Annotated in this window: 12 protein-coding genes; 6 read left to right on the top strand and 6 right to left on the bottom strand. The window is 48.9% G+C overall.

Features of this window, described 5'->3' with window-relative positions; genetic code table 11:
* Window positions 1-103: 103 nt before the first annotated feature.
* A complete protein-coding gene (serS, locus tag FJQ58_RS21010) occupies window positions 104-1,384 on the bottom strand; it encodes a serine--tRNA ligase (protein WP_139996773.1) in 1,281 nt (426 codons plus the stop codon).
* Between the two features lie 410 nt (window positions 1,385-1,794).
* On the opposite strand from serS, the gene FJQ58_RS21005 reads away from it, so the two are divergent.
* Complete coding sequence (locus FJQ58_RS21005; RefSeq protein WP_139996772.1) at window positions 1,795-2,349, top strand: NADPH-dependent FMN reductase; 555 nt, start codon at window positions 1,795-1,797, stop codon at window positions 2,347-2,349.
* Window positions 2,350-2,432: 83 nt separating this feature from the next.
* Here the strand turns inward: FJQ58_RS21005 and FJQ58_RS33240 are convergent, their stop codons facing one another.
* From FJQ58_RS33240 to FJQ58_RS20985, 5 genes are all read right to left on the bottom strand, one after another.
* Window positions 2,433-2,564, bottom strand: a complete 132-nt coding sequence (locus FJQ58_RS33240) for a hypothetical protein (RefSeq protein WP_274382336.1) — start codon at window positions 2,562-2,564, stop codon at window positions 2,433-2,435.
* A gap of 136 nt (window positions 2,565-2,700) precedes the next feature.
* Window positions 2,701-4,698: a GTP-binding protein gene (locus tag FJQ58_RS21000; protein WP_139996771.1), complete on the bottom strand. Its 1,998-nt coding sequence runs from the start codon at window positions 4,696-4,698 to the stop codon at window positions 2,701-2,703.
* Window positions 4,699-4,945: 247 nt separating this feature from the next.
* On the bottom strand, window positions 4,946-5,479 hold the full coding sequence (locus FJQ58_RS20995) for a YceI family protein (protein ID WP_139996770.1): 534 nt from the start codon (window positions 5,477-5,479) through the stop codon (window positions 4,946-4,948).
* Between the two features lie 271 nt (window positions 5,480-5,750).
* Window positions 5,751-7,205 carry an MATE family efflux transporter gene (locus FJQ58_RS20990; RefSeq protein ID WP_139996769.1) on the bottom strand — a complete coding sequence of 485 codons (1,455 nt, stop codon included), beginning with the start codon at window positions 7,203-7,205 and terminating at the stop codon, window positions 5,751-5,753.
* Window positions 7,206-7,862: 657 nt separating this feature from the next.
* Window positions 7,863-8,081: a hypothetical protein gene (locus tag FJQ58_RS20985; RefSeq protein WP_139996768.1), complete on the bottom strand. Its 219-nt coding sequence runs from the start codon at window positions 8,079-8,081 to the stop codon at window positions 7,863-7,865.
* A 285-nt stretch (window positions 8,082-8,366) separates the two neighbouring features.
* Here FJQ58_RS20985 and FJQ58_RS20980 point away from each other — a divergent pair, with 285 nt between their 5' ends.
* From FJQ58_RS20980 to FJQ58_RS20960, 5 genes are all read left to right on the top strand, one after another.
* Window positions 8,367-9,656 (top strand): multicopper oxidase domain-containing protein, encoded by a 1,290-nt coding sequence (locus FJQ58_RS20980; RefSeq protein WP_238404221.1) that lies wholly within the window; start codon window positions 8,367-8,369, stop codon window positions 9,654-9,656.
* A gap of 94 nt (window positions 9,657-9,750) precedes the next feature.
* On the top strand, window positions 9,751-10,254 hold the full coding sequence (locus tag FJQ58_RS20975; protein WP_139996767.1) for a hypothetical protein: 504 nt from the start codon (window positions 9,751-9,753) through the stop codon (window positions 10,252-10,254).
* Window positions 10,255-10,435: 181 nt separating this feature from the next.
* On the top strand, window positions 10,436-10,921 hold the full coding sequence (locus tag FJQ58_RS20970) for a hypothetical protein (RefSeq protein ID WP_139996766.1): 486 nt from the start codon (window positions 10,436-10,438) through the stop codon (window positions 10,919-10,921).
* Between the two features lie 129 nt (window positions 10,922-11,050).
* Window positions 11,051-13,318, top strand: a complete 2,268-nt coding sequence (locus FJQ58_RS20965) for an ATP-binding protein (RefSeq protein ID WP_202915305.1) — start codon at window positions 11,051-11,053, stop codon at window positions 13,316-13,318.
* Window positions 13,319-13,465: 147 nt separating this feature from the next.
* Window positions 13,466-15,070, top strand: coding sequence for a histidine kinase N-terminal 7TM domain-containing diguanylate cyclase (locus FJQ58_RS20960; RefSeq protein WP_162341657.1), 1,605 nt, complete (start codon window positions 13,466-13,468; stop codon window positions 15,068-15,070).
* The last annotated feature ends 22 nt before the right edge of the window (window positions 15,071-15,092 follow it).

Below are 15,092 nucleotides of genomic sequence, written 5' to 3'. Positions count from 1 at the left end.
ATTTGTGCATACAAAGGCACTCCATATGGGGAGAAAAATATAACAAGTGCAGGAACGTGCGGTTAGGATGTGCTGCGCACCATTTCTAACCGCACTTTTCTTATTAGGTAACCATAAGCCGCTCCATGCCGTTCATATAAGGCCGAAGCGCTGCCGGAATATGAATCGAACCGTCTTCCTGCTGATGGTTCTCCAGCAACGGAATCAGGATGCGCGGGCTTGCTACCGCTGTATTATTGAGCGTATGGCAGTACAGGAGCGTGCCATCCTCGGCTCGGTAGCGGATATTCGAGCGCCGCGCCTGGAAATCATGCAGGTTCGACGACGAATGCGTTTCCCCATAAGCCCCGCGGCTGGGCATCCACGTCTCAATGTCGTATTGTTTATAGGTTTTTTGCGACATATCTCCCGTACAAACGGCCATTACGCGGTAAGGCAGCTCCAATAGCTGAAGCAGCTCCTCGGCATTTGCCGTAATCTCCTGAAGCAGCCGCTCCGAGAGCTCCGGATCCGCTTTGCATATAATGACCTGCTCCACCTTTGCAAATTGATGGACACGATACAAGCCATGAACATCCCTTCCTGCCGAGCCTACTTCGCTGCGGAAGCAGTTCGAAGCAGCTGCCAACTTAATTGGTACATCCGCCTCGACGATTTCGTTGGCATGAAAGGTAATAAGCGGCACCTCCGAGGTACCAACCAGCCATTTATCCTCATTCGCAATTCGGTAGGTCTGATCCTCCCCTAGCGGAAAAAATCCGGTATGGTTCATCGCTTCGGTACGAACCATCAACGGGACATCCAGCAGCGTGTACCCTTTCCGCAATAGCAAATCGATGGCCAGCTGCTGAACAGCGCGGTGGAGCAGCACTCCTGCACCCTTCAAGTAATAATTGCGGCTACCCGCCGCTTTGACCCCGCGCTGCACGTCAACCATTTCATGAAGCTCACCGAGCTCCATATGGTCACGGGTCTCAAAGGCAAAGCTTGGCGCCTCGCCCACCCGTCTCCGTTCCACATTATCTGCATCCGATCGCCCCCCCGGCGTATCTGGCGATACGATGTTCGGCACCAAAACCATCAGCTCGGCAACCTGTTCTTCAGCGCGGACAAGCTCCGTCTCCAGAACTGCCAGCTTTTCATTCGATTCCTTTACCCTTTGCCTAATCTGCTCCACTTCGCTATGAGCCCCTTGCTTTACCAGCCTGCCAATCTGATTCGACAGCTTGTTGCGCTCGGCACGGAAAACCTCTGTTTCCTGCTGCAGCAAACGCTTCTTCTCGTCCTTCAGCAGCAGCTCAGCAATCGAAATCTGAATTCCCTTCTGATTGGCTACTGTCTGTACTTGCTCCTGATTTGCTCTGATCCATTTCATGTCCAACATGATACCGCGCTCCTTTTCGTTAGAAAAACACAAAAAACGCCCTCATCCCTATGGGACGAGGAGCGTTTTTTGTACTCGCGGTGCCACCCAAATTGACCGAACAGACGCACTGTCCGATCCTCTTTGTTCCGCTGTAACGGGCGGGCCCGGTAAACTTAGGGGGAGGTTGCTGCCTCCCCTTGACGAGAACGCCTCCGAGTTGGATTCTCTTCACTGGCGTGATCCGATAATTAATTTTGTTGTACTATACCATAGTTTATGCCAAAAGCACAAGCTTGCTATATCCAAAAGGATATATAATCCAAGAAGCCCGTCCAAATATTTAAATTCAGTCCGATTGCTGACGCTATCAACAGAAGAGAATGGTAAAATAGAGACAATGAAATCAATGGATGAAAGGAAAATTACCCATGAACATCGCAATCCTAACCGGAAGCAACCGGCATGCCGCTACCAGCACACAGCTTGCTGCTATTGTAGGCCAGCTTATTACTCAGAAGGGGCACACCGTCATGCTGCATGATTTATTTGAACATCCGCTTCCATTCTATTCACCTGATGGGATCGATCACGACCATGCCGCTGTGCAACAGCTTCAACAAAGCATGCTGAAGGCGGACGGCATCGTGCTCGCCACGCCGGAATATCACGGAAGCGTATCCGGCGTGCTCAAGAATGCTCTGGATTATCTGGGCCAGGATCATTTCCGCGGAAAAGCCGTGCTCTCCATGTGCTCCTCAGGCGGAGCCGTCGGCACCAGCTCGCTGCTGCAGCTTCAGGCAATCGTTCGCAACCTTCATGGGGTTAACGCACCTGAGTGGGTTTCCGTAGGCGGTGCGCAGCGCAATGAGCTTGCCCATGGCTTAACGGAGTACGAAAACGGCGGGCAGCCTATTATCGACCGTATTCATCGCGCGACTATATCCTTCTTAGCCCTTGCGGCTTCTGTAAGAGCAAATGAATAGCTAGCATTAAAAAAACCATTTCAGCATGCTAAACACGCGCGCTGAAATGGTTTTTTGTATCCATGAGGCCGAGGCCTTCATCCTTATTTCTGCATAAAAACATCCCGAAACCAAACGCCCGAGAAAAAGATAATGCCAAATAAACAAAGCAGTACAAACGCCGTGACCACAACGATAACGACCGTCCACAAAATAACTTTTGTTACTTTATTCATATTCTACTCCTTGAAGGGTAAAGTCCAGACCACTCTAAGCTCCCAAGTATACACATTCCTAGTCTAGACGGTATACGCCAAATAATGGTTGCAGCAGGTAAGACGCGTAGAATTTTGCAAATAAATGACGAACCCGTCATTTCGAGCCGGCAAGCGCATTTCGGAAGGCTAAAATATATTTGGATTGATCCAGCGGATTGACGCCGCGGCGCACCCGTTCCGCAGATACGTCCGGCGGGCATTCCTGATACCCCGCGAAAAATGTAGCCAAGACACCACGCCCCTTGGTGAGCGATCCGAAACGCGCTGGAAAATCAAGAGAGGTGGCGACAGGCAGCTTCCCTTCGATCTCCATTCTCTCCTGTCTGACGACCGGGGTGTCGAATTCCCCCCTCATGAGGATCAACTCATTCATAAGCTTGCCTCCGTTTTCTTCCGGAACGGAAAGGCGGAAGGACAGCATCGGCTCCAGCAGCTTTACCCCTGTATGGGACAAGCCATCCATAATTCCCATCGGCGTAGCCAGTGCGAAGTCGAGCGGATGAGTATGCCACACATGATGCTCGCCCTCGATCAGCGTCACCTTCAGATCCGTGACTTCCCAGCCAAAAAGCCCTTGCTGCAGCGCTTCCGGAACGCTTCTAGCCACCTCGTTCTGGTAACGGTCAAGCAGGCGTTCCGAGCGTACGGCTGCGCTATAGGTGAGCCCGCTTCCGCGTTCGCCTGGCTCAATGAGAAAGCGAAGAATCGCCCAGCAGGGCTTCGGCATTGTATAAGCAATGAAGCCCTCGCCCGTTTGAGCAGGCGTTTCTTTATATATAACGGAAGGCTGGCCGAATTCCGCCTTCAGCCCATAGCGGTGATTCAGCAGATGAGTGAGCACCTCAATCTGAATCGGTCCCATGACTTTCAGATGCAGTTCGCGCTGCTCCTGCAGCCATTGCAGATCAAGCAGCGGATCTTCATCCGCCAGCTCTTGCAGTGCGGCTACGACAGCCGGATAATCGGCTTCGCTGCTCCAGCGCACTTGCACCGTCAGAAGCGGTACAGCCAGTCTTGTCTCGCCCGGAACATGATCCGAGCAACCGATAATATCGCCGATACGCGCTTGGTTCCAGCCGCAGACGGCAGCAATATCCCCCGCCTCCAGTAGCCCGACATCCTCCGCCTTCTGACCGTCAATTTTGCGAATTTGCGTAATTTTCTCTTCGATTTGCTGTGTTTCGTTAAATACCGAATCGCGGTTGCGAATCACACCGCTATATAAGCGGACATAGGCGATCCGCCCCATCGCCGAGTCCCGTTCTATACGGAATACGACGCCCGATACAGGCCCGTCCATTACCGCGGTTGGTGCCGGCAGCAGCGTAACCATGGCTTCCATGAGCGACTCTATTCCGATGCCACGCCCCGAAGCACCGAATAGAACAGGGAAAATCGCTCCGCTTTGCGTAAGGGCTGGCAGCCTATCCGTCAATTCCTCCATCGGCAGCGTACCGTGCTCCAAGTAGTAATTCAGCAGCGCCTCTTCTTGCTCGGCCACCGTTTCTTCGAGCAGCTGCAAATACCCTTTTGTTTCTTCCGGTTCACTACCCGCTCTCAATACGCTGCTTATGCCAGCAAAGGTATCCTCTACTCCACACGGAGCCTGAATGGGGGCTGCCAACGGCGACAGCAACCGTCTGATTTGCTTCAACGTTCCCATGGGATCTGCACCGATTCGGTCCAGCTTATTCACGTAAATCAGCGTTGGAATGTTCCGCTCCCGCAAAGCATGCCAAATGACTTCCGTCTGCGCCTGCACGCCTTCCACCGCCGAAAGAATGAGCACCGCTCCGTCCATCACCCGCAAAGAACGTTCAACCTCGGATAGAAAATCGACATGCCCGGGCGTATCGACCAGATTAATGGTCATGCCCTGCCAGGAGAAGCGCGTTGCAGCCGCTCGCACGGATATGCCTCTGGAGCGCTCAACCTCGAGAAAATCCGTTTGCGCCGTGCCGGCATCTACACTGCCAAGCGACCGAATTCGACCGCTGCGATAAAGAATCTGTTCAGTTGTTGTTGTTTTCCCCGCATCGACATGGGCAAAAATACCGATATTTCGTATATGTTGTGTTGCGTTAGCTGCCATTACGCATGTCTCCTTACTAGCTGTCCTTTCCTTATCGTAACTCTGTAAGCGCATAACAGCAAGCATAAACGGGAGCAGATGCCTCCCTAAACTAAGAAGAAACGACATCGCAGTCCTCTGCAAGAGGAGGGGAAGCCGTTTCTCTCATAAACTTTATCTCGTGAACCCTATAAAGCCATAGATCTGAACAAAAACAGCCTGCCGGAATGCTATCCGACAAGCTGTTTTATCATTTTAGCTATTTTGATTAGCCTTGCTGAATCGCTTCAATATCAATCGATATTTTCACTTCATCGCCAATCAGGACGCCGCCTGTCTCCAGAGCCGCATTATAAGTTAAACCGTAATCGCTGCGTTTCAGGCTGCCCGTAGCACTGAAGCCTACTTTATCATTGCCCCAAGGATCTTTGCCCGCGCCTTCGAAGCTAACGTTGAATTTCTCGGAACGCGTCACGCCATGCAAGCTAACATCACCAACGACAGAATACTCTCCATCATCGGTTTTCGTAATCGCAGTCGAAGTGAAGACGAGCGAAGGATGCTTCTCGATATCAAAAAAGTCTGCATTGCGAAGATGCGCGTCACGATCCTTGTTGCGTGTGTCTACGCTGCTTAGATCAATCGTCACCTGAATGTCTGCGGAAGTAAGATCATGCGCGTCTGCCACAATATTCGCTTCAAAAGCGTGGAACGAGCCTTTTACCTTTGCGATCATCATATGCTTTACTGAAAAATCAATGCTGCTGTGTGTAGAATCAACCGTCCATTGTGATTTTGCCATTTTAAATTTCCTCCTAAGTTTACATAAATAATAATTTACTTACTTTTTATAATGTACTAACTTTTATTTTGTATAATTGTATTTTATGGCTTAGACACAAATTTGTCAATTATATTTTTAAATTTTTCTATCGATACCCAGCGAAACGGCCTCTCTCCTAACAGCAACAGCTTATCTGCCTATTTTTAAGTACCGTTATATAAAAAAAGGGTGCCAGAGAAGGTTATAATCCCTTCTCCGACACCCTTGCTCCTTATGCTTCAGCTCTTATTTATCCGTGTAGAACAGCAGACGATTCCTTTTGCTCGCGCTTGACCAGCGCATGCTTCTCCCATGCTCTGCTGCGCCAGCGGAAAAACATAATGAACGCACGAAGCCATTCATCCGCCGCGATGGCAAGCCAAATGCCAGCTAAGCCCATCTCCAGCTTGAATACAAAGAAATATCCGAGCGGCAAACTCATCGCAACCATCGAGAACATCCCGACCCACAGCGGGTATTTGGCATCACCGCTCGCACGCAGCGAGTTAACGAGTACGATATTAATCGTCCGTCCGGTCTCCAGTACGATGCTGAGCAGCAATACGCTAACGCCCAACCGGATAATTTCCTCGTCGTCCGTGAACATGCGCATAAGCGGCTCACGGAAAGCGATGACGAGCAGCACGGCGAACAAGGTCACGCCGCTTGCCCAGCGCACGCTTTTCCAAACCCGGTGATAGGCCGACGTTGGCTCTCCTGCGCCAACCAGCCTCCCGACGATGATCGATGTTCCCATTCCGATCGCAAAGGCAAACAAATAGGTGAACATCGAAATATTGTTTGCATAGTTCTTGGCTGCCAGCGAAGCTGCCCCAAGATAAGTCGCGTAATAAAGAAATACGATTTGGCAGGTCTGGTACATTACCTGCTCCAGTGCAGACGGAATGCCGATTTTCAAAATTTTGGAGACATACTCCTTCGATAAAGTGAAATAATAATGAAGCTCCACCCTTACCGACATAATCCGATACAGCATCCAGAAGAAGACGACAAGCGCTAGCGCCCGACTGATAACCGAAGAAAGCGCTGCGCCTTGCACGCCCATCTCGGGAAAACCGAAATTGCCGAAAATAAGCAAATAGTTTCCTATAATATGCACAATATTCATGCCAAGCGATACGTACATGGCTTCTTTGGTAAATCCGTGTACCCGAATAATAGCCGCTATTGAGTTAATAATCGCCTGCAGGAAGATCATTCCGCCCACAATCGATAAATAGCTTTTGGCATGATCCAGAATCTCGCCCTGCAAATTCAACGTCTGCAGCAAGTGACCGCCAAACAAAACGAAGGTCAGGCTGATTAGCAGTCCCACTGCCAAATTGAGCGTTACCGCCAGCGCGGATATTTTTGCAGCCTCGATAAACTTCCGCGAGCCGATATATTGCGCAACCACAATGGAAGCCCCGTTGCCGATTACTTCTAATAATAGGATAGCGATGTGCAAATATTGATTAGATGCCCCGACTCCGGAAACGGCGTTATCCGAAATCGCACTCAGCATTAGCGTGTCTGCAATACCCATAAGCATAAACAAAAAGATTTCCAAAAATATAGGCCATGTCAGAAAAAACAAATTGATGCCTTTCGGATCCTGCTGGCCTTGTCCGCTACCCACTGCTGCCGCACTCATGTTGTCACCTTCTTCTAAAAATAAAAAGCAAAGCACAAGGTATCGTAGCATATAAAAATAGCTATTGCACGATAGATTTATGATTTTACGCGAATAAAATACTGCCAATTCAAATGTAAACGCATACCTTGCCAGTTAGCGGTTTTTCCACCCTTTTGCTTTGCTTTTTATATCGAAAAAAGCCATTTCAAAACCCAATCCCATCCAGCCCATTTGAAGCCTCTAAACAAGCTTAGATCTACTTTTTAGACCTATTTCAGCTACATCGGCTATTTACGTCAGATTAGATCTAAAAAATAGATCTATTTCTCCATAACCCAGCCATTTCCGGTTCATTTGGGGCCTCTGGGCTAAATTAGATCTATTTTTCAGACCTATTTCAGCGACTTCGGCTATTTAAGCCCGATTAGATCTAAAAATTAGCTCTATTTTTTCATAGCCCAGCCACATTCAGTCCATTTGGAGCCTCTGAGCTTTAGGCTATCTTAAACCGACAGTGTATCCGTATGGAATTCTTCTTCCAGAATCTCATTGCGTCTAACCTCATTTGTTGAACATATATAGCATAAATATTTAGGGAATGCCGCAAGTTATGGCGAAACGACTCGGCAATCCATATTGCTATAACGTAAAAAAAAGACTACACCCCCGCTGTCGAAACAGCTTTGGCACAGTCTTCCTCTTTATAATTTAAAATGATAGATATCATTATTGCTCTTCAGACTCTTCTTCAGCAGCTTCTTCCTCAGCCGCCTCTTCTTCCTCTTCCTCAGCAGCTTCTTCCTCAACCGCAGCAGCCGCTTCTTCCACTTCTTCTTCCGATTCAGCCTCCACAGCTTCTACTGCTTCTTCCGCTGGAGCCTCTTCCGAAATCAGTTCTGCGGACACCTCCGCGCCTTCTTGAACTACTTCTTCTTCTTGGCTCATATTATTCACCTCCTGCCTCTTAATACCTTAATTGTAGCGCTTTCATAGAACTATACAAGAGGTGTAAATTGTCGTTTCATAAGAACTATTTCCGCTTTTTGTAACGTTCGAGCCCGTTCGAGCTGATTCGAGCCGTTGCCCCGTCAGAGGTCCAGTAAACCGTTCCGACTTACGGCGGTTTTGTATGGCTGCCGAACTAGATAAGATGAATAACGACTAGTAAACGGTTTCTTATTCTTCAATAAAAGCAGGTAAGTATTACGATTCGATCAGGAGGCTCTACCTATGTATTCCTTATTATCCAATCTGGAGCTCATCGCGATTATGCTCTTTGTTCTGTTCTCCTTTATAGCGGCAAACAAAGCGGCAAAGCTCGTGTTCAATCAGACAGAAAAGCAGCTATACCGCAAAACGCGAAAGCTGCTTTTTTGGTCTGTCAGTTTAAGCTTGCTCGCTGTGGCGGTGGCAGCGGCCGACCTTATGCTCGCAGCGGCGTTTTCTCCGTTACTGTGGCTTGATCGGCTGCTGATCAGAACCCCATTAGCCGTTATTCCGGCCCTGCTGATCTGGCTAGGCTCCTACCCAAGGCTGCGCAAGCTGTCACAGCGGACGAACGGGCAAACGGATGCGCCCCCTGACGTAGCCAGAAGGCGACAAGCTTCAGCCCCCGCCTTCATCGTTCCCTATCAACTAGCGGCTCTCAGCTCCATGGCCTTATTTTATTTTGCTTTTTTCCCTCCGGTTCCGTTTCGCTGGCTCGCTGTAACGGTTCCTGCTGCGCTGCTATTGTTTATTGCCTCCTTGCTATGGATGCTTCAAACCCACCGCAACCAACTGGCAGCAAAGGCGCCGCTTCTATACCGTCCTTGGAGACGCAGGCTTAAGCATACGGGCGTTCTGCTGGCAGCAGCAGCCGTGAGCATCCCGTTCATCACGGCTATGGAAGGCAGCAGACTGCCTGACAATCTTAGCATGATGGCAGGTAAGGGGAATTCATTTGGCGGCCTTATAAGCAAGAATGGCAGCGGAGAAATACTTTCTCAGACTGCCACAACTACCCTTGATTCTCTTAACTACGGGACTATCGCAGAACTAGCCCCATTCAACATGAGCAGCCATTATGATCGGGAATTTAAGATGATTTTGGATAAACGATTCGCTTTCTACGACGGAAGCTTTGCCGCTTACGATACGATTAACGGCGAAGTATTTCCCAATACGCCGATGTTTGTTGTCAAGGAGGGCGAGCTGGTGAAAACGACGATCGTCAATCGCAGCTTAGTTGATCATCCGATGCATTTGCACGGCCATCATATGCTGGTGCTGTCCCGCAACAATAAACCGGTGAGCGGTAGTCTTTGGTGGTCGGATACACTGGACGTGGCTCCAGGGGAAACTTACGTGGTAGCATTCGTTGCCGATAATCCGGGCATTTGGATGGATCATTGCCATAATCTTGTGCATGCGGCAGCGGGCATGACGATGCATCTTATGTACGAGGGAGTGTCCTCCCCTTTGAGATCGGTTCAGCCACTCTCAATCATCCGGAATAGCCTATACTGGACTTTGGTCTAGCTCGCTGTTTTACCTGCAGCAGGAGGACAGCTATTTTCATTGTATGCTATGCTGAATGCAGCTAATAAAACGACGATTGGGGTGTACTAAAACTATGAATGTAAGAACCATTGGCGGACTTGTCCTCCTGCTGCTCGGCGCTTGCCTGTTTCTAAATCAAGGAGAAACCTTCGGCCCCGGCAAAATATTCGCCTACTTCTGGCCATCGCTATTCGTCATTCCGCTTGGCCTGTTTTTCCACTGGCTTTACTTCTCTATGATTGGCAGAAAAGGGATCGGCGTCCTCATTCCGGGAGGCATTCTGTTCACAGCCGGAATTGTATGTCAGATCGCTATGCTCTTTAACAATTGGGGTTACATGTGGCCGGGCTTCATTCTCGCTCCCGCGGTTGGGTTGTTCGAATTTTATTGGTTCGGCAACCGCAACAAATGGCTGCTTATACCGATTAACATCTTAACCGTGCTCTCGCTGCTATTTTTCGCGGTATTCTCCATCGGTTCCATCTACAACAAGTTCGTGCTAAGCCAACCGATCATTGCGATCGTATTCGTTCTCGCTGGCGCCATGATGCTGATGATGAAGAAGAAAGACATTTAACAGCTCCCTCCCTCGGTGTGGTATAATCAAGCGTCGCAGCTGCGGCTGCGCAAGCTTAGGCTCACGCTTACGAGGCGGTTTGCTCCGCAAACCTAAGTTTATGCTTACGAAGTGGTTTGCTCCGCAAACCTAAGTTTATGCTTACGAGGTGGTTTGCTCCGCAAACCTTAGGAGGAAAGAAATGTTATCTTTTGAACAAAAGCTGGCTGTTATTGAGTCGTTTCCCGAATTGCAACGAAAGGACGTCTCGCTGGGCCGCACGAATTTCCACTACGAGGAAAGCGCCCATGAGAAAAAGTCGGTCGTGCACCATCTGCACCCGAATGGAAATGGCTATGTATTTGCCGGACTCGTGCCTGGCATAGCTACGGACGACAAAGGACTCGTGAATATCAGGGATTACGGCGAAGCTGAGCTTCGCTCGCTTATTGCAAAGTCCATTAGCGCCCTTGCGATTGCACCGCCGGAGAAACCGGAGTCCAAGAAAAAGAAAAAACGCAAGCCTCCGCAAGAGGAACGCTGGATCGGGCCGGATAATGCTGTACTGACTCTGCTATTCGAGGAAGACTTGTGGTACTTATATGCGGATTTGAATTTGGAATCGGCCTTCGAAACCTATGAGGAAGCCGAGCTTTATTTGCAAGAAGAGCAATTTACGCGCGCTTAATTCAATAATATGGAAGAAAAAGGAGAAACAAATGATGTTTCTCCTTTTTTTATATGCTTACAGACAGGATTTTTGTCATTCAGTGTCTAATTGTAGTACATGCACCAAAGACCCTGGGGGGAATTTCTGTTGTCTATAAAAGCCAAACTATCCTTCTCCATCTCCATCATCGTAGCTGTTATATTAGCCTTAAGCACCTCCCTCTACTACTATTCGACAAAATCAGAAACCGAGGCCAATCTCGAGACTCAATTAAACAATATCGCCAAGCAAATAAGCATCACGGTGGAAGCCTCCGAAAATGCCCTTCAATATATGGAGGATACGCTCGGAGACAAGCTGAGGATCGCATCTCTTGCTGCCAAAGAGCAGCTCGATCCGGATATCAATAACATAACCAATGAGCAATTGATCAGCCTTAGCGCAAAGCTTGGCGTGGACCACATCACCTTATGGCAGCGTTTTGGAGACGATGTGGTTGCCGTCAGATCCTCCGATCCCAATGAGGTCAATATGAGCTCGAAAACATGGGATTATTGGCATGTCGCTTTTCTGCAATTATTCGACAAACAGGAAGTGAGCATCGAACAGGGGCAAAAGCTAAAGCATTTCTGGTCGGGGCCATTCAATTTCTCCACCTCCGACCCATCCAAGGTACGGAAATGGGGTTACTATTACGACGGCTCCACCAACTATATGATCAACCCTTACGTAAACGCACAGGTGCTGATGGATTTTAATTACACCATCGGAACCGACGCTATTGTCAACAAGATCATCGCCGATCAATCCGATATTTTAGAGATTACTGGCTTTGACCTGGAGTTTTACGGCAAGGCTAAAATCATCAAGTACAAAAAAGGAGTGCCCGTCTATAATTTGGATGTCCGCGAGATTCCCTTTGGCGACTATAACTATCAAGACCCCGTCAATGACCGCGAAAATATCCAAGAGGCAAACGAGACCGGCAAAGCGATAACCGTTAAACGAAACGTCAACGGCATTCCCGTTATCAAAAATTTCATTCCCATCAAAATGAACAAAACCTACGTCTTTAGCGTTGTATTCGATCAAAAAGCCATTCAAGAACCCGTCAATCGGTTGCTCGTCATGCAAATCATTATTTCGCTCGGCCTTGTGCTCATTACGATGGTTGCGAGCTATTTCATTGCAGGCTTCATGATGCGCGGCTTGAATCAAATTATGCGCAAAGTAAATGCAATTGCAGTTGGAAATTTCGGCGAAGTGATTACGATACGCAGTGATGACGAATTCGGCCTGCTCGCCTCCCGCGTCGATACGATGGGCAATAATCTCAATCATTATACAGCCGAGCTCAAAGCCGCGGCCGAGGAGCTTCAGAGCACGAAGCAATATTTGGAATCATTCGTCAATCACACCTCCGATGCCATTCATGTGACCGATTTAATCGGGCACGTCATTCAGGTGAACGTTGCATTCGAGTCCATGTACGGATGGAGCCAAGAAGAAGCACTTGGCAAGCCGCTCGACAATGTGCCTCCCGATTACGTGAGCTCGCATCATGAGCTGGAAGTAACCGTGCTGCGCGGCGGCTCCGTCACCGACTTCGAGACCGTCAGGTATACCAAATCCGGGCAGCTTATCGACCTGAGCATAACGATCTCGCCTATCCACAGCGAATCGGGGGAGATCATCGCCATTGCAACTATTTCCCGGAATATTACGTCTCGTAAGCAAACGGAAGAAATTATCCGGCGCTCCGAGAAATTGTCCGTCGTCGGCCAGATTGCCGCAGGCGTCGCGCATGAGGTCCGCAATCCGCTCACGACGCTGAGAGGCTTCGTGCAGCTCCATCAGCAGGTAGGCTCGTTATCGCCCGCCCATCTTGAAGTCATGCTTGGCGAGCTGGACCAGATCAATATGATCGTGAGCGAGTTTCTCGTGTTTGCCAAGCCGCAAGCGAGCCGATATCAATCGATAGATATTATAAATCTCGTTAGCAACATTATGATGCTTCTGGATTCGGAAGCGAAAATGAGCAACGTACAATTAACCTTGCTTGCGGATTCCGACCTGCCTAGCGTGACCGGCGAAGCCAATCAATTAAAGCAAGTTTTCGTCAATGTGATGAAGAACGGCATTGAAGCGATGCCAAGCGGCGGCGTGCTCTCCGTGAAGATTGAGCATCTTTCCAAAGGATTCATTACCCTTCAGTTCATTGATCAAGGCGGCGGAATTGCTGCCGATGACTTGGCGCGTCTCGGCGAACCCTTCTTTACGAGAAAAGAAAATGGCAATGGGCTAGGCCTTATGGTCAGCCAGCAAATCATTTCCGCTCATAAAGGCGCCATCGTCTTCCGCAGCGAGTTCGGCAAAGGAACCTGCGTGGAAGTATCCTTACCGGTGGACAGCTAGGCGAACTAGCCTCGCTGTCCGATTTTATATTATTTTGTAGAAGAATGAAGAGCTATGTTAAAATGTGTCCATAGCCTTGAATCCTTCACGCGATTGTTTCAATATGGAATAACTACTATTTCGTTACATTGGGAGCCGCATCTATCAATGACTATGAATACCCCTATTTCCCAGTATATTATCATTGTCATCATATCCGGTGTTCTTAACGTACTGCTTGCCATATACGCTTATTACAACAAGTCAAAATTCGCCGGACTGAAATTATTTATGTGGTCCACTCTATTGTCAGCCGTGTATACGTTTGCGTTTGCTTTCGAGCTTGCAAGCGATTCACTAGGTGAAATTTTGTTTTGGATCAAAATAGAGTACCTTGGCATGCCGTTCATTTCTATTTTCTCCTTATTGCTGATTATGCACTATGTGGGTATAGAGCGATTCAACACTCCCAAAAAAGCCTGGGGGTTGTTCGTCATTCCCGCTATTACCCTACTGATGGTCCTTACCAACGACTTTCACCACCTGTTCTACAAAGAGGTGTTCTTGCGGCCAAATGTGGATACCCCTATGGTAGAGGTTGTACCTGGATTGTGGTATTACGTGCATGGCAGCTATACTTCCGGATCTATGTACGTCAGCCTATTCATACTCGGACGCTACTGGCGGAAGAAAAAGACGATTTACCGCAAGCAAATGATCACGCTCGCCATCGGTGTCGCTTTGCCTATGTTAGGGGCATTATCCTATACGCTTGGGCTTACCCCTATGGGCATGGATCCTGTTCCCGTCATCATGTGCGTGACATCCATTTTATACGTGACAGCCATCTTTTCAACCGCTCTGCTTACTGTCGCTCCTATTGCCCGCGAGCATATCTTCGAGAGCATGCGGGATGGCGTGCTTGTGCTTAATTTAGAGAACCAGATTATGGACTTTAACGGGGCAGCCACTCAAATCATTCCAGCGCTCACTCCTTTGGCGATTGGCCAAAAGCTTGACCATATATGGAAGCGCGGCGCCGAATCCGAAGCCTTCTCCTTTGATGTAGACCCTACAACCGAGCATGAGCAAGAATTTAAATGGATACGCGGCGGCGAAACATTCTATTACCGGATCAGAGCTTCTAAGCTGCTAAAGCCAAACGGCCAGCTTGCAGGCCGAACAATTGTTATGATCGATGTGACGGAGCATACCCTGCTGCAGAACAAGCTGCGCCATCTCGCCGAGATCGATGGACTTACTGCTATCTATAACCGGACTTTTTTCATGGAGAAAAGCCGACAGCTGCTCCTCTCCGCTCACCAGCGACAGCAGCCTTGTTCCTTTATTTTGTTTGACATTGATCATTTCAAGCTGATTAACGACCGCTATGGACATAGCGTGGGAGATTTCGCGCTCCAGCATGTCGTTTCGATTTGTCAGCAGACGCTTCCGGCAAGCGCCTTGTTTGGACGATATGGCGGCGAGGAGTTCGCTATCGGCTTGCCCAACACGAAACTTGAACAAGCCGGTCAGATAGCCGAGAATCTCCGGGCCGCGATTGAGAGCAATCCGCTTTACAGCTCGGCTAAAGCACTCACCATTACGGCAAGCTTTGGCGTCAACCAGGCTAGAGCGCCTGTGGTGCCGCTGGAAACATTGTTAAGCGAAGCGGATGTTGCCCTTTACCGGTCGAAGCATAACGGCCGAAACTGCGTTCATTTGCACGAGCAAGATTCAATACATGCAATCGAAGCAAAAAAACCATACTAGCACGAAAGAGATAGGTGGAGTT

The sequence above is a fragment of the Paenibacillus paridis genome (genome assembly GCF_006345825.1).
In the GTDB taxonomy this organism is placed as follows: Bacteria; Bacillota; Bacilli; order Paenibacillales; family Paenibacillaceae; genus Pristimantibacillus; species Pristimantibacillus paridis.
This window is presented reverse-complemented; position numbering and strand designations above follow the sequence as displayed.

Coding starts and splice junctions, on each gene's coding strand:
- FJQ58_RS21000 (WP_139996771.1), bottom strand. CDS start 4,698: ATGGCAGCTAACGCAACACAACATATACGAAATATCGGTATTTTTGCC.
- FJQ58_RS33240 (WP_274382336.1), bottom strand. CDS start 2,564: ATGAATAAAGTAACAAAAGTTATTTTGTGGACGGTCGTTATCGTTGTG.
- FJQ58_RS21005 (WP_139996772.1), top strand. CDS start 1,795: ATGAACATCGCAATCCTAACCGGAAGCAACCGGCATGCCGCTACCAGC.
- FJQ58_RS20960 (WP_162341657.1), top strand. CDS start 13,466: ATGACTATGAATACCCCTATTTCCCAGTATATTATCATTGTCATCATA.
- FJQ58_RS20985 (WP_139996768.1), bottom strand. CDS start 8,081: ATGAGCCAAGAAGAAGAAGTAGTTCAAGAAGGCGCGGAGGTGTCCGCA.
- FJQ58_RS20995 (WP_139996770.1), bottom strand. CDS start 5,479: ATGGCAAAATCACAATGGACGGTTGATTCTACACACAGCAGCATTGAT.
- FJQ58_RS20975 (WP_139996767.1), top strand. CDS start 9,751: ATGAATGTAAGAACCATTGGCGGACTTGTCCTCCTGCTGCTCGGCGCT.
- serS (WP_139996773.1), bottom strand. CDS start 1,384: ATGTTGGACATGAAATGGATCAGAGCAAATCAGGAGCAAGTACAGACA.
- FJQ58_RS20980 (WP_238404221.1), top strand. CDS start 8,367: ATGTATTCCTTATTATCCAATCTGGAGCTCATCGCGATTATGCTCTTT.
- FJQ58_RS20970 (WP_139996766.1), top strand. CDS start 10,436: ATGTTATCTTTTGAACAAAAGCTGGCTGTTATTGAGTCGTTTCCCGAA.
- FJQ58_RS20990 (WP_139996769.1), bottom strand. CDS start 7,205: ATGCTACGATACCTTGTGCTTTGCTTTTTATTTTTAGAAGAAGGTGAC.